General features: G+C 44.6%; 19 protein-coding genes. 11 read left to right on the top strand and 8 right to left on the bottom strand.

Annotated features, from left to right (window positions below; all coding sequences use genetic code 11):
• The first annotated feature begins 60 nt into the window (after positions 1–60).
• From AWH66_RS20240 to yigB, 3 genes are read left to right on the top strand one after another with little or no spacing between them, the layout of a single operon-like run.
• Positions 61–774 (top strand): DUF484 family protein, encoded by a 714-nt coding sequence (locus tag AWH66_RS20240; protein ID WP_063605180.1) that lies wholly within the window; start codon positions 61–63, stop codon positions 772–774.
• Positions 752–1,693, top strand: a complete 942-nt coding sequence (gene xerC / locus AWH66_RS20235) for a tyrosine recombinase XerC (RefSeq protein ID WP_063605181.1) — start codon at positions 752–754, stop codon at positions 1,691–1,693. Before AWH66_RS20240 ends, xerC begins: the two co-directional genes overlap by 23 nt.
• The gene (gene yigB / locus AWH66_RS20230) at positions 1,694–2,413 is read left to right on the top strand and encodes a 5-amino-6-(5-phospho-D-ribitylamino)uracil phosphatase YigB (RefSeq protein WP_063605182.1); all 720 of its coding nucleotides are present in this window, start codon (positions 1,694–1,696) and stop codon (positions 2,411–2,413) included. It abuts the gene before it with no gap.
• Between the two features lie 6 nt (positions 2,414–2,419).
• Here yigB and AWH66_RS20225 read toward each other — a convergent pair whose 3' ends face one another.
• Complete coding sequence (locus AWH66_RS20225) at positions 2,420–3,010, bottom strand: tRNA-uridine aminocarboxypropyltransferase (protein WP_063605183.1); 591 nt, start codon at positions 3,008–3,010, stop codon at positions 2,420–2,422.
• Positions 3,011–3,012: 2 nt separating this feature from the next.
• The gene (locus AWH66_RS20220; RefSeq protein WP_063605184.1) at positions 3,013–4,041 is read right to left on the bottom strand and encodes a COG3650 family protein; all 1,029 of its coding nucleotides are present in this window, start codon (positions 4,039–4,041) and stop codon (positions 3,013–3,015) included.
• 54 nt (positions 4,042–4,095) lie between these two features.
• Between AWH66_RS20220 and AWH66_RS20215 the strand changes: the two genes are divergently transcribed.
• Positions 4,096–4,554, top strand: coding sequence for an EVE domain-containing protein (locus tag AWH66_RS20215; RefSeq protein WP_063605185.1), 459 nt, complete (start codon positions 4,096–4,098; stop codon positions 4,552–4,554).
• An 80-nt stretch (positions 4,555–4,634) separates the two neighbouring features.
• Here AWH66_RS20215 and AWH66_RS20210 read toward each other — a convergent pair whose 3' ends face one another.
• The gene (locus AWH66_RS20210) at positions 4,635–5,456 is read right to left on the bottom strand and encodes a Cof-type HAD-IIB family hydrolase (protein WP_063605186.1); all 822 of its coding nucleotides are present in this window, start codon (positions 5,454–5,456) and stop codon (positions 4,635–4,637) included.
• A 141-nt stretch (positions 5,457–5,597) separates the two neighbouring features.
• Positions 5,598–6,590, bottom strand: a complete 993-nt coding sequence (locus AWH66_RS20205; protein WP_063605187.1) for an alpha/beta fold hydrolase — start codon at positions 6,588–6,590, stop codon at positions 5,598–5,600.
• A gap of 126 nt (positions 6,591–6,716) precedes the next feature.
• Here AWH66_RS20205 and rhtB point away from each other — a divergent pair, with 126 nt between their 5' ends.
• Together rhtB and AWH66_RS20195 are read left to right on the top strand one after the other, a co-directional pair.
• A complete protein-coding gene (rhtB, locus tag AWH66_RS20200) occupies positions 6,717–7,334 on the top strand; it encodes a homoserine/homoserine lactone efflux protein (RefSeq protein WP_063605188.1) in 618 nt (205 codons plus the stop codon).
• A 16-nt stretch (positions 7,335–7,350) separates the two neighbouring features.
• Entirely contained in the window at positions 7,351–8,577 is a 1,227-nt protein-coding gene (locus tag AWH66_RS20195; protein WP_063605189.1) for an EAL and HDOD domain-containing protein, read from the top strand.
• On the opposite strand, the gene AWH66_RS20190 is transcribed toward AWH66_RS20195, so the two are convergent.
• Together AWH66_RS20190 and AWH66_RS20185 are read right to left on the bottom strand one after the other, a co-directional pair.
• Positions 8,574–9,599 carry an amidohydrolase family protein gene (locus AWH66_RS20190; RefSeq protein WP_063605190.1) on the bottom strand — a complete coding sequence of 342 codons (1,026 nt, stop codon included), beginning with the start codon at positions 9,597–9,599 and terminating at the stop codon, positions 8,574–8,576. The two genes, AWH66_RS20195 and AWH66_RS20190, sit on opposite strands and share 4 nt — an antisense overlap.
• 66 nt (positions 9,600–9,665) lie before the next feature.
• Entirely contained in the window at positions 9,666–9,986 is a 321-nt protein-coding gene (locus AWH66_RS20185) for a DUF2500 domain-containing protein (protein WP_063605191.1), read from the bottom strand.
• A 260-nt stretch (positions 9,987–10,246) separates the two neighbouring features.
• Here AWH66_RS20185 and AWH66_RS26355 point away from each other — a divergent pair, with 260 nt between their 5' ends.
• From AWH66_RS26355 to AWH66_RS20160, 4 genes are all read left to right on the top strand, one after another.
• On the top strand, positions 10,247–10,618 hold the full coding sequence (locus AWH66_RS26355; RefSeq protein ID WP_063605192.1) for a hypothetical protein: 372 nt from the start codon (positions 10,247–10,249) through the stop codon (positions 10,616–10,618).
• A gap of 860 nt (positions 10,619–11,478) precedes the next feature.
• Positions 11,479–12,099 (top strand): lysoplasmalogenase, encoded by a 621-nt coding sequence (locus AWH66_RS20170; RefSeq protein ID WP_063605194.1) that lies wholly within the window; start codon positions 11,479–11,481, stop codon positions 12,097–12,099.
• 89 nt (positions 12,100–12,188) lie between these two features.
• Entirely contained in the window at positions 12,189–12,425 is a 237-nt protein-coding gene (locus AWH66_RS20165) for a YecH family metal-binding protein (RefSeq protein WP_063605195.1), read from the top strand.
• Positions 12,426–12,502: 77 nt separating this feature from the next.
• The gene (locus AWH66_RS20160; protein ID WP_063605196.1) at positions 12,503–13,090 is read left to right on the top strand and encodes a YhgN family NAAT transporter; all 588 of its coding nucleotides are present in this window, start codon (positions 12,503–12,505) and stop codon (positions 13,088–13,090) included.
• Between the two features lie 31 nt (positions 13,091–13,121).
• Here AWH66_RS20160 and AWH66_RS20155 read toward each other — a convergent pair whose 3' ends face one another.
• Complete coding sequence (locus tag AWH66_RS20155; protein WP_063605197.1) at positions 13,122–13,427, bottom strand: DUF1145 domain-containing protein; 306 nt, start codon at positions 13,425–13,427, stop codon at positions 13,122–13,124.
• Positions 13,424–14,068, bottom strand: coding sequence for a 16S rRNA (guanine(966)-N(2))-methyltransferase RsmD (gene rsmD, locus AWH66_RS20150; RefSeq protein WP_063605198.1), 645 nt, complete (start codon positions 14,066–14,068; stop codon positions 13,424–13,426). Before rsmD ends, AWH66_RS20155 begins: the two co-directional genes overlap by 4 nt.
• Before the next feature lie 206 nt (positions 14,069–14,274).
• Here rsmD and ftsY point away from each other — a divergent pair, with 206 nt between their 5' ends.
• A complete protein-coding gene (gene ftsY / locus AWH66_RS20145; protein ID WP_063605199.1) occupies positions 14,275–15,507 on the top strand; it encodes a signal recognition particle-docking protein FtsY in 1,233 nt (410 codons plus the stop codon).
• Positions 15,508–15,556: the final 49 nt, after the last annotated feature.

Raw genomic sequence — 15,556 nt, 5'->3', positions numbered from 1 at the left:
CGGGTCCTAGAAATAGGCCCGCCATTTTTTATCTACTGACAGGGAATAAAGGGAAACATTTTGTCTGAGTTTGAAGCGAACCACCTTACAGCAGAAGTGGTAGCACAATATCTTTCTGATCATCCAGATTTTTTTAAGGGTAGAGAATCGCTAGTTGAATCCCTGTCCCTACCGCACCAACAGCAAGGTGCTGTTTCTCTCGTAGGTATCCAATTACAACGACAGCGCGAACGTATTGAAGCGCTGGAAGAAGAAATTACTGCCTTGATGTCTCTGGCCGCTCGTAATGACAAAACCTTTTATGAGTTTATGTCACTGCAAGAGAATCTACTCAAGTGCCGAGATCTGCAAAGTGTTGTAAATGCGATTAAGCAAACGGCTCAAGGGCTTAACCTTAATGGTTACTTGAAGCTAATTGATGAACAAAGTGCTGACCCGCTTTCTATGGAAAGTTGGCAGCGTTTTACCACCAATCATCTCAATGGAAAAGACGCTTATCTAGGCCGTCTTCGTCAAGCCGACAGAACCATGTTGTTTACTGAGCAGCAGATTGCCAACGGAAAAGTTCCTGAACTCGGTTCGTATGTAGTCTTGCCATTAAAGCGTCAATTCGCCCAAGGTTTATTGATTTTTTCCAGCGAAGATGGCGGTCACTTTCAGCCGGATATGGATACCTTATTTTTAAGACACTTAGCGCTGGTGGTCTCCTATCTTTGTGAAAGTTTAGAGTGGCAGGCGCAAGAGGAAGACGATGTCAGACCAAGTACTGCCTAGTGGGTTGCAAAAGCCGCTAGAGCGTTTCTACGAGTACCTTCGTAGTGAGAAAGGGTTAAGTCTCCACACTCAACGTAACTACCGCCAACAGCTAGAAACCATGGGCATGCACTTGCACGAAATGGGTATTGGTGCGTGGACGCAAGTCGATGCCGGCTGGGTAAGGCAGCTTGCGGGTAAAGGCATGCGTGAGGGTATGAAAGCCAGCAGCATCGCCACGAGGCTTTCATCGCTGCGAAGCTTCTTTGATTTTCTGATTTTACGTGGTGAACTCACGGCAAATCCAGCGAAGGGTGTGAGTGCACCGCGTAAGCAACGTCCATTGCCGAAAAACCTCGATGTCGATGAAGTAAACCAACTGCTTGAGGTTGATGAAGATGATCCACTGGCGGTACGTGATCGCGCCATGATGGAAATGATGTACGGTGCTGGACTGCGTTTGGCAGAAATGGTCAGCATTGATGTCAAACACCTGAACTTATCCAGCGGCGAGCTTCGCGTTATTGGTAAAGGTAACAAAGAACGTAAGGTGCCATTTTCAGGCTACGCCACTGAGTGGGCGAAGAAATGGCTCAAAGTTCGTGGAGAACTTGCCAAGCCAGGTGAGGTGGCGTTATTTGTGTCGAAGCTTGGTACCCGGATCTCTCATCGTAGCGTGCAAAAGCGTATGGCGGAATGGGGGCAGAAGCAGTCTCTTGCTAGCCATGTCAGTCCACATAAACTGCGTCACTCATTTGCTACGCACATGCTGGAGTCGAGTAATAACCTGAGAGCAGTGCAAGAGCTGCTTGGTCACGAAAATATCTCAACCACTCAGATTTATACTCACCTCGACTTTCAACATTTGGCTCAAGCTTATGATCAGGCACACCCTCGTGCCCATAAGAATAGTACGCCTAAAAAGAAAGAGGACGAGTAGATGCACTTTTATCGTAGCCTTGCCCGTATCGAGGCCATGACCTTCGATCTTGACGATACGCTTTATGATAATTTCCCGGTGATAATCCGCGTAGAACAGCAAGCGGCACAATGGCTATATCAACAGCATCCAATTAGTCAGTGTTGGGATAAAAAGCAGTGGCATGAGTTTAAGATGGCATTGGTTAAAGCGGATCCTGCGTTAAAGCACGACGTGACCCAATGGCGATATCAGCAGATTAAACAGGGTTTGGAGCATTTGGGTTACGATGATCTAAAAGCAACCAAGGCTGCACAAACGCTGATAGAAAAGGTATTGATTTGGCGTAGCGATTTCGATGTTCCACATGAAACACATGATGTGCTGTCCGCGTTGAGTAAACAGATCCCACTAGTGGCTATCACCAATGGTAATGTAGACGTAGAGAAGATAGGGCTCAGTCAGTACTTCGATCTGATCCTTAAAGCGGGTCACGATGGACGAGCTAAGCCTTACCCCGATATGTTTGAGAAAGCGGCACAACACCTTGCCATGCCACGTCGTCATATCCTGCATGTTGGAGATCATGTGCTCACTGATGTTGCTGGAGCGATACGTAACGGCTTCAGTGCTTGCTGGTTTAACGACAAAGCAAAATCGCCAAGGCAGACGGTGCGCCTCAAGCAACTGCCAGATATTGAAATTAATCATATCCAACAATTACTTGAGCTTAAGTTATAACGTGCTTTATTGAGAACAACTAGGCAGAGCGTGCCCACTACGCTCGGCTTGAAACTTCTGCAAATACTGTTCAAAGAACGTCAGCATTGCGTTGGCGTCATCACTGCTTTCTAGCTCTCTGACCATCTGTGCACACACTTCAAATGTGCACAGATTACCCGCTTCCTGATTACGTCTTAGTTGGTATTGAGAGCTTTGCGTAGCTTCAAGATGGACTTTAGGTAAGTTTTGTAGCCAATGGCTGCGATTCAACATTTTCTTCGCTTCTTGCCACGTACCGTCCAGTACAATGAAATTACTGGCCATGGGATGCTGCGTTTGCCATTGTGTCAGTGGCATGCTGTCTTGATCAGGGAACACCAATACTGGTGTTAATACACTGTTTTCAGGCACGCAGTATGGGTCGGGCTGTTTACGCTGCCATTCGCGGATGTTGACCTGTTTGATTACCCGCGCAACAAGCTTTCCAGTATTGGTCTCTCGCTGAAATTCATTAGGATGAGTTAGCAGGGTAAAACAAAGATCTGAAGCGATCGTCGGGATCGCTTCACAGTAGCAATTGTGGATAAAACCACAAGTTGTGCACACTTGCGTCATGGTTAATTACTCTTGAACAACACCAAGCCGCCATTAGCGATCGGATAGAGTACATCACCAACTTTTTCTTGAGTTGCTGTTAACTGGTTATCTGACAGCGTGAAAATTCGCTGTGACACAAGGTACTGCTGTTGGTGGCGAGTCATGATGACTTGAACCTGTTGGTTGTTGAGCTGCTGCCAAAATCCGCGCTCTTCCGTTGCGGGTGAGTTGTCTGGGTATTCATAGCGAGTAATAGCTGTATGATCAGGAAGTAGCGTCATAGAGACTGTAAAACCGGCGGTCTCTGTGGATTGCGCAAGATACTCGCCCGTCCATTTGAGGGTGGTGTCACTGTTTGATAAGGTGCCACAGCCTTGTCTTGTCTGTTCCCCCATGGTGAGCGCTGCACTCCATCCATAGATGGTATCACTCATAGTATCGTTACATGGTTTACTGCTCATTTGCAGATTAGCATTATCAAATTCATAACGACGTGTGGTTTGAGTAATAGCCGTGTCTTTCAGCTTTAGGGTTTGCTTATCTTCACCCAGTAAAGTGAAGCTGGCTTGCTGCGCATTATCAAACTTTAATGACCAAAACGGCTCGTTCCCCAATACTTGCGTGGAACGAAGTGGCTGCTCGCAGCGCTTTGGGTTTTCTGCGGTGATCATATTGACTTGTTTCACGACAAAACGCCCCGTGTAATCAGAATCAAACCCTCGATGACTCGGCGGTTCTAAATAACCAATGACTTCAGCATAAACCGGTTGGTAGGGCCTCTGTGTAAGTCTTTCCGCTTGTTCTCGTACTTCTTTCGGCAATTGAAGCCAATATTGATGTTGGCTACCACAAGGCTGAATAGTGCGTGTCTCGTGACCGATAACCGCTTGGCCACGCATCACATAGGTTTGCGGTGTGATAGTTTCTGGACGAGACAGTTCAGCTTGAGGAACCTGACTGTCCTTGTTTGAATCAGTGGTGTTGAAAGAAGAACACGCTTGAAGCAATATGAGTGGAGCAAATGCGAGCGGTAAACGCGACATTTTCATTAATCTCTTCCTTAGTCAGTCAAAGTTACAAGAAACACAGATACAAGGACCATTATGGCATATTGGTTATTTAAAACAGAGCCAGACGAATTTTCGATTGATACATTACGTGTCAAAGGTACAGCCTGTTGGGAAGGCGTTCGCAACTATCAAGCTCGAAATATGATTCGTGATGAGATGAAGGTGGGTGATTCGGTATTGATCTACCACTCTTCATGTAAGCAAATTGGTGTAGCGGGTTTAGCTACGATCACCAAAGAGGCCTATGTCGATCATTTTCAGTTTGATATTGAAAGCGAATATTACGATGCGAAGTCTGATCCCGATAATCCTCGCTGGTTAATGGTAGACATTGAGTTTGGCGAAAAGTTTAAGCGCGTGTTGCCGTTGAGTGCACTTAAAACTATGCCGGAGTTAATGGAGATGCCTTTAGTGAAAAGAGGCAATCGACTTTCCGTGATGCCAGTTACTGAGTCTGAATGGCAAGCCATCTTAAGCCGAGTCGCCAGATAACAAAACTCCCATTCTCGATAGCTAGGATATGCGCTATATAGGGACGAGAATGGGAGTATTTGACGGTTGGAATCGTCGCGTTAGATAAGGTTTTGTTTTAAAAACTCAGCGACGGCATCATCGGCATTACTGCCAATGACTTCATTGTTCGGTAGAGCACGTTTCACTTTGTCGTGCGCATTTTCCATGATGTAGCCATGGCCTGCCATTGTTAGCATTTCTACATCGTTCATCCCATCACCAAATGCGATGCAGTTTGCTAAGCCAAATCCTAGCTTTTCTGCTACAGCTTGCAGAGCGTCACCCTTCGACACCTCTTTTGCCATGACCTCTAGACACCAAGGTGTGGAGAACGCAATGTTTAGGGAATCACCAAACTTGGCGCGTAAAGCATCTTCAAATTCCACCAAATGTTCATGATCTTGCTTTGGATGAGTAATGAAGATTTTTGCAATACCAGAAGTCGGTGCTTGGGTCGCATCGAACAAGTGGTAAGTAAATCCGGTTTCAGTATGGAATTTACGTAAGTACTCATCTTCCTGATTGAGTAGCCACTTTTCATCCTGATACATATGAACAAATAGTTCGCTGTCTGTGCTTAGCACGTCAACAATCGGTTGTACCAGTTCCTCAGGCACGTTTTGGCTGTACAGCAATCGATCGTTTTGGTCGTGAACACGTGCGCCATTTGATGTGATCATGTAAGCAGGAATTCCGACTGATTCACGAATCCCAGCCACGTCCACATGATGACGACCAGTGGCAAAAATAAACGTATATCCCTTCGCGTGAAGTTCCTTAAGTGTTTGTTTGGAGTTATCACTAAGCTGGTGGTTCGTTGCCAGTAGTGTACCGTCTAAATCAGAAGCAACAATTTTGATGGAATCGCGGTTAAGGGTCATAGTTCTCTCTTTGTCATTGGAGGATAGGGTGAATTCGCAGCATTGTGGAATGGCTCTATTGTAGGGGATATTAAACCAGAAAAAGAGGGTAAATGGGTTACAGAAATATTTCCTCATTTACCCAAACTGTTACCAATTGCGTTATCGCTTCTCGGCACTAAAGAAATGGCGAATTGCATCCATTGCTTGATTGCGATACTCATCTTTTTCAAACAGTACTTCGTGTTTAGCCCCTTGAACTGTGATCATTTGAGCTTGGTTATTGGTACGTGAAAGCTTATTGATGAACTTACTTTGGTCCTGATTGCTAACAATTTGATCCGCGCCTGCTTGCACGAGGAGAAGCGGTATTTTCACTTGCCGAGTTTGTTGAATGCACTGCTTTGCGGCCATTAACCCTTGCCACACCCAGCGAGTGCTTGGTCCACCAATCTTCAGTTCCGGCATTTTTTCGTACAGGTCTCGGAACCAGTGATAGCGGACTTCACTTTGTGAAAGAGGGTTGATATCAAAAGGTTTAGCGACATAACCTTGATACCCTGGCGCAAACGTTGGTTTCGGGTAGATGGCCGTCATAATCTGCGCGACTAGGGTCGCGATGGGCTTGAGGTACCATGGTACACTCACGCCATACATAGGAGCACTAAGTGCTATTTTATCGAATGAATGATGAGGGCGAGTTTGAATAAAGCGTGTGGCGATGTTTCCGCCCATTGAGTGGGCAAGTAGGTGACGTTGCTGGTAGCGCTCAAGTTCGAACGTATCCAATATCATCTGCATATCGTCAAGATAGTCGTCAAACTCATGGACGTGGCCCATTTCAGGATTAGGTGCTAGGTGAGTAGAGAGTCCTTGTCCACGATGATCAAAAGAATAGATGTCATAGCCTTGCTGAAAGAAGTCATAGAATAGCTCCTGGTACTTCCAAGCCGATTCAATGCGGCCATTCACGACAACAAGTGCTTTTTGATGCTCTGGGCGAGTTAACTTACACCAAAAGAGCTTGGTGCCATCTTTTGCTTTTAGCGTGCCTTCCTGTCGATTCTCCCATAATTGAGCAATTTGTGAGTTTATAACTTGCTCAAATTGTGGCTCTTGAGTATAAGTGACATCGGTAGCGTTTAATTTGCTCATAAATTAGCCTATCTGGTGCATTATGTGTAATATGCTGTTTTTTCGATATTTTTGAATCGAATAGAATGCTTTTTGCCCACTATCCTCATTACTAGGATACGAGTAAATCAGTGGTAAGGAAATACAATGGATTATCATGTTTGGTTAGCGTACGTCGTAACGGCGATTGTTTTTAGTTTAGCGCCGGGCTCTGGCACGGTGAACTCAATTAGCAATGGTATCAGTTATGGGACGCGTAAATCGTTAGCCGCGATTGCTGGACTGCAGATAGGCTTGGCGATACATATCGTGCTCGTTGGTGCAGGCATTGGAGCATTAGTGGCTCAATCGGCGATTGCTTTTAGCGTGATTAAATGGATTGGTGTGGTCTATTTGATTTGGTTGGGCATTCAAAAATGGCGTGACACGTCATCGGTTACCGCAATGGCGGAACAGGACAATCGCAGTGCATGGAATTTGATGCGTAGTGCGGTTTTTATCAACCTGACTAATCCCAAATCTATTGTGTTTTTGGTGGCGTTATTTCCTCAGTTTATTGATCCGAATGGCGATCAAGTAACACAGCTGGCTATTTTGGGTGTGACCACAGTAGCGATTGATGCAATGGTCATGCTTGGCTATACCTCCCTAGCGTCACAAATGGGACGCTTTATTCGTTCTGACCGTATTATGGCGAAGATAAACAAGGTGTTTGGTTCGATGTTTGTCGGTTGTGGTGCGCTGCTGGCCGCAGCAAAATCATAGCCTGATTGGCTTAGATATGTACGCTACTTACGTTGCTCGCCAACCCATTTTTAATGCTCGTCGTCATACACTAGGCTACGAGCTTCTTTTTCGAGACGGCGAAAAAAACGCGTTTCCTGCACACGTTGAAGCGAATAGGGCGACCTACCGACTGATAGCAGAGAACTATCTTTCATTAGGGACCAACCCTAGCATCACTGCGTCACGCTGTTTTATTAACTTTCCACATCAGAGCCTTATACGTCGCTTGCCGTTAATTTTGCCCAAGCAGAACGTAGTGATTGAGATCCTAGAAACTTGCCAGCCTAATGACGAGCTCTATCAGGTCGTCAAAGAACTTCATCAACTGGGCTATATGATAGCGCTTGATGATTTTGTCTACAGGGAAGCTTGGGAGCGATTCTTGCCGTTTGTGCAGATTGTAAAGCTAGACATTATGGCGATGGGTGTAGAGAAAGCGTGCGCTTTCGTTATACAACAAAAGGCGAAAGGAAGCCCTCGTCACTACCTTGCTGAACGTGTTGAGACTGAAGAAGAGTTTCTACTGACTAAACAAGCAGGCTTTAAGTTTTTCCAAGGTTTCTTTTTTAGTAAGCCTATTATGGAGAAACAAGTTTACATCAGCTCAGAGCAGCTGGTGGCCATGGAGCTTTTTCAGCAGGTGTGTGCATCTGAAGTCGACTTTGATAAGGTTGAGCAAATTGTTTCCAAAGACGTGACACTCTCTTATAAGCTGCTGCAATTTGTGAATACGCTCAGTCCTCGCTTAGATTCTGAAATTTCCTCTTTTCGCCAGGCATTGATCTATCTAGGTCAAGAGAAGCTTAAATTGTTTGTCTCTCTTACGGTTGCATCCTTTATTTCTAGTAATAAGCCGAAGGCACTGTATGAGCTTTCATTGCAACGAGCACAATTCTGCCGTTTGATGACTAAACACCCTCAATTCAAACAGCACCGGGATCAAGCCTTTATGATTGGTTTGTTTTCTATCTTAGATGCTTTGATGGACCTCTCTTTAGATAAGCTGTTGCATCAGCTTCCTCTCTCCAATGAGATTAAAGATGCACTTCTGGAGCGTGAAGGTCCGTATGGCTGTTTATTGTCTCTAGGAGAGTGCTTTGAAATGGCAGACTGGCAAGGCGTGGAGCGTCATCGAGCGCATTTAGGTTTGTCGCAAAATGAGGTGTTCTCAGCGCTGGCAGATGCGCAGCGCTGGAGTCAAAAAATGCAATCGCTTAGCTAGCGAGTCTTGGGAAGTACGTCCAACATATTTTGGTAGGCCATTTTGTCTGCGATGTTCTTAGGCAGCGCTGACAAAATGGGATGCCAAGTGCTTAGTGCGGTTTGCTGATAACCAAATGCTCCAACTACATCGCTGCCAACCATAAATCGATCTGGGTAAGCCTCTATAAGCGCTAGCCAGCGTCGATCCAACTTGCCCTCAGGCATCATGACGTCGATCAGAGTCCACGACGCCAAAATATAGAGATTATCATGCTCGCTGAGTAAATCTGAGACGGTTTCATAGAGAAACTTCATTTTAATAGCGCGAGTAAGAGTGGACGTGGTACCTGCGTGAGCCCATAGAAAGCGGGTGTCTGGATTGGTGCTCAATGCTTGCTCGAGCTCTTGTAAATAAAGTGGATTATCTTCTCTTTGCGACGTGATATTGGTGTGCAACAGCACGGGCAAGTCGTATTGTGCGGCGAGTTGATACACTTTTTGCAACGCGGGGTGATTCGCGCGCGGCTTCTCGTCGGCAGTCAATGCTGTTAAATGATCATGTCTAGTAATCACTTCGCCAATACCTTGCCAGAAACCAGGTCGATACTTGAGTTCCTTTTCGATAAGTTCTGCGGCATTGAGATCAGTGGTATTAAAGCCACTGAGGAAAGGGTGTAATCTGGCTTGGCTTGGCTTGGCTTGGCTTGCCGCGGGTAATGCTTCAACTTCGCGGGCTATCAATTCGTCTGTGTGCGAATAATAGTAGACAGGGGAATCATCGCCATAGACAAAACGCGGTGTTTTAGGAGCGGAGGCATCCCACTTCTTAATAACTGGTAGCCCCATGACATAAGCATGATCGATATTGAGCTTATCCATGTTATCTATCAGAGCTTGAGCGCCTTCTGAACGCTGAAAGTAGTCAACAAGATGGACTTCAGCGTCGTTAACTTTTCCTTGATAGGCTGCGCTGCAACCAGCCGACAAAATGGTGATAAGCACAACAGATAAATGCTGACCTAGCTTTACTCGCAGATCCATGAGTCACTTCCATGTTTAGTTAGATAATTAAAGCTAGCATGAGTCTTACTAGTAAAGCTAAATAAATTAGCGAGTTAGTGAGAAATGTAGGAATTTATCCCCTTGATAGGTTAACTCTCCTTTATCACCCGGGTTGAGGTGGTGATAGTAATGAACACCAATTTGAAATTCGCGTTTGGGACCAAATGCCCCTTTTTGGATGTAAATCCAATATTCATCTTCTTGGGTAGGATCGTCGGTAACGACGACTTGCTTATCTAAGATAGTGACTGCTGCTTTTCTCTCTGGAGCATTAACACCCACAGTGTGCTTTTTTTGTACATAAACAAAAAGATAGCCAGCAAGAATGATCAAAACGATGAGAATGATAACCAGTGATATAGGCATGTAAACCTCGTATGTCTAAGTGGGCTGGAACTAAGATCGCACATATTCAGAAGAAAATAATCTGCAACTCCCGACCATCGAGTCAATTTTAGGGTCATATCACACAAAAAATCGCATTTTTAGGCTTAAATCTTTACTTGAATTTACCTAACAATTGTCGAATTCTTAATACAGATAGTTAACAATGGAGTGAATGAAATCTTTGGATAGTAGCCAGCACGCCTGTTTTCACATTTTTGCTGGTTGTGGGAGGGATGCTTATGTCTGACATTGAAAGTGTAGTGTTGCGAACGAGACGCTTAGAGAAGTTATTGAGGCAGCAATATCGTGCTGATGGGAAAGGTTTGCATCAACTTGTCTCAAGCTGTGAAGAACGGCTGCCGCATGATGTCATCAGCAAACTGAGATATATTGCCACTATCCGAAATAAGATGGTTCATGAAGATGATTTTGAACTAGACGATAAATCTGGTTTCATGAGAGCTTGTGATGAATGTGAGCAGGAGTTAACTCCTCGGAGTAGTCGCTTTATCTGGCGCACTGCCATGTGGTTGATGGCACTGATTACATTGCTTGCGATGGGCTTTTACTATGTGCACTGGGAGAAAGTGCTCCATATCTTATCTAAGTAAAGAGTTAAAACGAAAAAGGGACGCGAAAGCGTCCCTTTTTTTGTCTTTCTAGCGTTGGCTAGTAAAGAATCGGCAGTGTCATTAATCCAACCACGACGGCTATCATCACTAAACCCTGCTTCTGAGAAGATGAAATCATAACACTGCTCCTTTCTTGAATTCCTATCTTGTTAAACAGAATAGCACTGTTTTTTAATGTTTGGCAAGTTTGAAAGTGAATATCTTCTATTTTTTGCAGTTTTCTTTCCATTATCTAGCGTACTAAAGCCAATAAAACAGTGTATTTTCGTAGATTTAAATCTGTTCGATGTGGTGTTTTTGGAGATTTTACTGGTTTAAGTTTATGATATTAAAGGTAAAATATAGATCACAAAATTGATTATTATTAAAGCTTAGCATTATGTTGTCTTCGATCGCTTTGTCCAGTCTAAGTGAGCTTTGTGTTGGTAAGTGGTCAGGATGCTGAAGAAAATCTTGCTCAGTGAGAGTGATGGGCAGGAAATTCTTATTATAGGAGAAGAAAAGTTGTAATTTGAACGATAGCCTAAGCGTAATTGATTTTTGATTTTTCTGTGTTAAATATTGAAATATAAAGATATTACGTATTTTTCGCTTCCTGAATCTTTATGTTGATTTTACTTCATTAGTAGAAACTGACTTTCGATCTCCATGCTAAAGCGAAAACGTTTGCTTTTGTTTTTAGCTAATGATTAACTAGAGTCAGTTCATTTTCGATGATATGGCTCACTGTCAACGGCAATCTTATTTAATTTAAAGCAAGTCCAACTTTTCACCCTTACTACTGGACAGCAAAAGTGAGCTCCATACACTGGCGTGGATAACAAGAATTAGGTGTGTGTATGTGGAGTTGGCTGGCGATAGCTTTATCGTGTTTGCTGTTTATTTTTGCTGTTGAAAGAGGCGATAAGTCTCGAAGTGTGCTTTTTAGTGCTCTGACTCATGGTTTGCTAATTGTGCTGCTGGTGACTTCAGGCTTAGAAACCAAGTATGACCTTTTGGTGCTGCTGGGGTTAAGTGTCTTTTTATTTAGTGATGTTTCCGGTCAATACACTCGGTTTGCCAAGCTTAGTTTTGTCGGGTATCTAATGGCGCAGTCTCTATATGGCTGGGCGATGTGGGGGCAGGTGAATAGCCAATTTGTGTTGTGGTTGCCCGCTTTGATGCTATGTATCGCTATAGTAACCTTTTTTCTGCTGTTACCTCGCCTTGACTCATTTCTGGTTCCAGTGACCGTAATGGGCATTTCTTTAGTGCATTTAGTGTGTGCTGCGGGTGAAGCTTGGCTGGCACAAAGTGGTATGTCATCTTTATTTGGCTTCTTGGGAGCGCTCACCATGGCTCTGTCCGCCATGTTATTAGCGTTAGATAAATATCGCTTTCACTCGCGCCGTGCGCGCTACGCTATCTCTGGCAGCTATTATTTAGCTCATGCGTTAATCGTGGCTTCTACGATTAGCTAGCACAAAAAAGTGCGCGATTGAGGTAGATCATCACGGAAAGGGTCACTTTAACGTTAATATTCAATCGTTGATTTAATGAGGACTACCAAATGACCGCTGCTATCCATGCTCATAAAGTGCTTAATCTGTTACGTGAACAACCAATGACACGCGAGCTGTTAGAAAAAACCGTTATCGAGCAATTTGGAACTGAAGCTCGTTTCCGCACTTGCAGCCGCGAAGGCTTTGACCTTGATTCGCTGTTGGCCTTTTTTGTTGAAAAACAGAAAGTGATTGAGAATCAGGGAGTATGGGAGCTAAACATAGAGAGAGTCTGTTCTCATTAGACGAGACTGTTTCGACTAAAAGACGACAACTAAGCCTGCTATACTTCACGAAAATCTATCGTTAGCAGGCTGTATTCATGGATATACTCTCCGCGGCGACCATGTTGTTCCTCATCATGGACCCGCTCGGCAATCTCCCTATTATTCTTTCCATCTTAAAACATCTAGACCCGAAACGAAGGCGTACAGTTCTAGTACGCGAGTTATGCTTCGCTCTACTCATTTTGATGTTATTCCTTTTTGCAGGGCAGAGCATACTGACTTTCCTTCATGTTAAACCAGAAACGCTGAGTATCTCTGGTGGTATCATTCTATTTATCATTGCGATAAGAATGATCTTCCCACAGGCGGGCAGTGTGGCAGGCTTGGCGGCGGGTGACGAACCGTTTATTGTTCCTATGGCTATCCCGATGATTGCTGGTCCTTCAGTGATCGCCTCCATCCTGTTGTTATCAACACAAAACCCCGACAGTCTGACGGAGCTGTCGTTTGCGGTTCTCATCGCTTGGGGCGCTACTTTCTTTATTTTGATGTTCTACAGCTTCTTCCATAAGTTGTTAGGAGAAAGAGGTCTCAAAGCGGTCGAGCGATTAATGGGCTTATTGCTCGTTATGATTTCGACGCAGATGTTCTTAGATGGGATAAAAAGCTATTTAGGAAGTTAAAAAAAGAAAAGCCGCATTCGCGGCTTTTCTCTTATTTGTTTTCAGTTTCTTCTGCTTTATCGGGAGCAGGTCCCATCATGTGTTTTTGTCTAATATCGAGCAGAGCAAAAATACCGAACGCTAGAATAGAATATTTTTCCCATGTGCCTAGCTTGAGCTTGTCACCAAAGGCGCCAAGGAAAATGGCCATCTGCACACCATGCATTAAGAACAGAAAGGCTGTCATGATATACAGCGCTATCGCACCTTTTCCTGGGAATGGATGGAAAATATTCAGAATCAATACAAACCAAACAAATCCAAACGCGATCTTCGCCAGCATTAATAGTGCTTTCATTTTGTTTCCCTCTCAAATAATCGATAACAAACCTGACCCGCCGTTTTTTCTTTTAATGGCTCCCAGTGCTCAGGGATGACGTCGATTTGTAATTCTTTTTCCGTTTCAATATAGATTAACGCATTGTCAGCAAGCCAACCATTATCTTCAAGTTTTTGAATCACTTCTGGTAGCAAGCCTTGACGAAATGGAGGGTCAATAAACACCACATCGTGTGGCTTGCTTGGTTGGTCCAAAAAGCGTAGTGCATTGCCGTGATGGGTAACGATATTATCTGCCTTAACGAGCGCTACATTACTGATAATCTGTTGGTAAGCTTTGTCGTTGAGCTCAATCATAGTGACCTGCGCAGCTTGCCGAGAGGCTGCTTCAAAGCCTAAGCTGCCTGAGCCAGCGAATAGATCTAATACTTTAGCGTGTGGAATATCTTGCGCTAACCAGTTAAACACCGTTTCTTTGACTCGATCGGTGGTTGGACGGAGTCCTTCTGCATCGTGAACCGGCAGTTTTCGTCCGCGCCACAGTCCGCTAATAATGCGTACACTCCCCATTGGTGCCTTACCTCCGCGAGTGGCTCCTGAACGAGATGTCGTCTTCTGGGACGGTTTTTGTGATGGAGTTTGCTTGCGACGTCTAACCATAGATTTTTTGACCGACAATTAAGTGTTACTATAACGGGCTCATTAAAGAGCTTAATTGGATAAGTGACGAAGTGTACCAATCTCTGACAAAAGTTTTCACTGCTTTGTCGCAATTATTTTTTGCATCGCTTGTCGTAAATAGATAGCGTTTTAAGCAAATCCGAATTTAAGACCATTTGAAAAGACAGTATTCAGGATAGTTTCAGATGACAGAAAAGAAAAAACGCGGGTTACTCTCGTGGCTTGGTTTTGGTGATGAAGAGCAAGCACCGCAAAAACAACAAGAGACATCTGCTGACGTTGAAGCCGAACAACCACAGCAAGAAAGTAGTGATGTTGAGGTCACCGCAGAAACAGCACCTGAAACGGTAGAGCAGGAACCAACAACTGCGGAAGAGGTTGCAATACCTGACGCGGAAATCAACACTGAAAAAGCAGAAGCAGAAGCAGAAGCAGAAGCAGAAGCAGAAGCAGAAGCAGAAGTGGTTGCTCGAGTACAAGAGCAAGAGAAGCCAACTGAGAGTTTCTTTGCGCGCCTAAAACGTAGCCTAAGTCGCACAAAAGCCAATATTGGTGCAGGTTTCTTTGGCTTATTCAAAGGCAAAGAGATCGACGATGAGCTGTTTGAAGAGCTTGAAGAGCAGCTATTGATTGCTGATGTTGGTATGAACACTACGGTTAAGATTATTGATAGCCTAACAGAAAAAGCCTCTCGCGCTGATCTTAAAGACGGTGAAGCACTGTATGGTCTGCTTAAAGAGGAAATGGCAGAGATTCTAAGCCATGTAGAGAAGCCTCTTGAAGTCGATAGTACTAAGATGCCTTTCGTTATACTGATGGTAGGGGTTAATGGTGTTGGTAAAACAACCACCATTGGTAAGCTTGCTAAGCAGTATCAAGCCCAAGGTAAGAAAGTCATGCTGGCTGCGGGTGATACCTTCCGTGCTGCAGCGGTTGAGCAGCTTCAAGTATGGGGTGAGCGCAATGACGTGCCGGTTATCGCTCAGCATACTGGCGCAGACAGTGCGTCAGTTATTTATGATGCCATTGAAGCCGCAAAAGCGCGCGGTGTTGACGTTGTGATCGCTGACACCGCAGGTCGCTTACAAAACAAAGCCAACCTAATGGAAGAATTGCGCAAGATCGTCCGTGTTATGAAGAAGATTGACGAGTCGGCACCGCATGAAATCATGCTAACGCTAGATGCTGGCACCGGTCAAAATGCGATTAGCCAGGCGAAACTGTTTAGCGATGTAGCACCGCTGACTGGCATTACGCTGACGAAGCTAGATGGAACCGCGAAAGGTGGGGTTATCTTTGCCTTAGCTGACCAGTTCCAAATCCCAATCCGCTATATTGGTGTGGGCGAAGGTATTGACGATTTAAGACCATTTGAAACACAAGACTTTATCGACGCACTGTTTAGCCGAGAAGACTAAGTAAAACTCAAGGGATGCGTAGCATCCCTTGTCAAAAATAGGCATCCAA

The sequence above is a fragment of the Vibrio barjaei genome (assembly GCF_001639065.2).
GTDB classification, from domain to species: domain Bacteria; phylum Pseudomonadota; class Gammaproteobacteria; order Enterobacterales; family Vibrionaceae; genus Vibrio; species Vibrio barjaei.
Note: the sequence above shows the minus strand (reverse complement) of the source record. Positions and strands in the feature narration are given on the sequence as shown.

Bases quoted from the DNA above. Each gene is read 5' to 3' on its own strand.
- xerC (WP_063605181.1), top strand. From the start codon at position 752: ATGTCAGACCAAGTACTGCCTAGTGGGTTGCAAAAGCCGCTAGAGCGT.
- yigB (WP_063605182.1), top strand. From the start codon at position 1,694: ATGCACTTTTATCGTAGCCTTGCCCGTATCGAGGCCATGACCTTCGAT.
- AWH66_RS20225 (WP_063605183.1), bottom strand. From the start codon at position 3,010: ATGACGCAAGTGTGCACAACTTGTGGTTTTATCCACAATTGCTACTGT.
- AWH66_RS20220 (WP_063605184.1), bottom strand. From the start codon at position 4,041: ATGAAAATGTCGCGTTTACCGCTCGCATTTGCTCCACTCATATTGCTT.
- AWH66_RS20215 (WP_063605185.1), top strand. From the start codon at position 4,096: ATGGCATATTGGTTATTTAAAACAGAGCCAGACGAATTTTCGATTGAT.
- AWH66_RS20210 (WP_063605186.1), bottom strand. From the start codon at position 5,456: ATGACCCTTAACCGCGATTCCATCAAAATTGTTGCTTCTGATTTAGAC.
- AWH66_RS20205 (WP_063605187.1), bottom strand. From the start codon at position 6,590: ATGAGCAAATTAAACGCTACCGATGTCACTTATACTCAAGAGCCACAA.
- rhtB (WP_063605188.1), top strand. From the start codon at position 6,717: ATGGATTATCATGTTTGGTTAGCGTACGTCGTAACGGCGATTGTTTTT.
- AWH66_RS20195 (WP_063605189.1), top strand. From the start codon at position 7,351: ATGTACGCTACTTACGTTGCTCGCCAACCCATTTTTAATGCTCGTCGT.
- AWH66_RS20190 (WP_063605190.1), bottom strand. From the start codon at position 9,599: ATGGATCTGCGAGTAAAGCTAGGTCAGCATTTATCTGTTGTGCTTATC.
- AWH66_RS20185 (WP_063605191.1), bottom strand. From the start codon at position 9,986: ATGCCTATATCACTGGTTATCATTCTCATCGTTTTGATCATTCTTGCT.
- AWH66_RS26355 (WP_063605192.1), top strand. From the start codon at position 10,247: ATGTCTGACATTGAAAGTGTAGTGTTGCGAACGAGACGCTTAGAGAAG.
- AWH66_RS20170 (WP_063605194.1), top strand. From the start codon at position 11,479: ATGTGGAGTTGGCTGGCGATAGCTTTATCGTGTTTGCTGTTTATTTTT.
- AWH66_RS20165 (WP_063605195.1), top strand. From the start codon at position 12,189: ATGACCGCTGCTATCCATGCTCATAAAGTGCTTAATCTGTTACGTGAA.
- AWH66_RS20160 (WP_063605196.1), top strand. From the start codon at position 12,503: ATGGATATACTCTCCGCGGCGACCATGTTGTTCCTCATCATGGACCCG.
- AWH66_RS20155 (WP_063605197.1), bottom strand. From the start codon at position 13,427: ATGAAAGCACTATTAATGCTGGCGAAGATCGCGTTTGGATTTGTTTGG.
- rsmD (WP_063605198.1), bottom strand. From the start codon at position 14,068: ATGGTTAGACGTCGCAAGCAAACTCCATCACAAAAACCGTCCCAGAAG.
- ftsY (WP_063605199.1), top strand. From the start codon at position 14,275: ATGACAGAAAAGAAAAAACGCGGGTTACTCTCGTGGCTTGGTTTTGGT.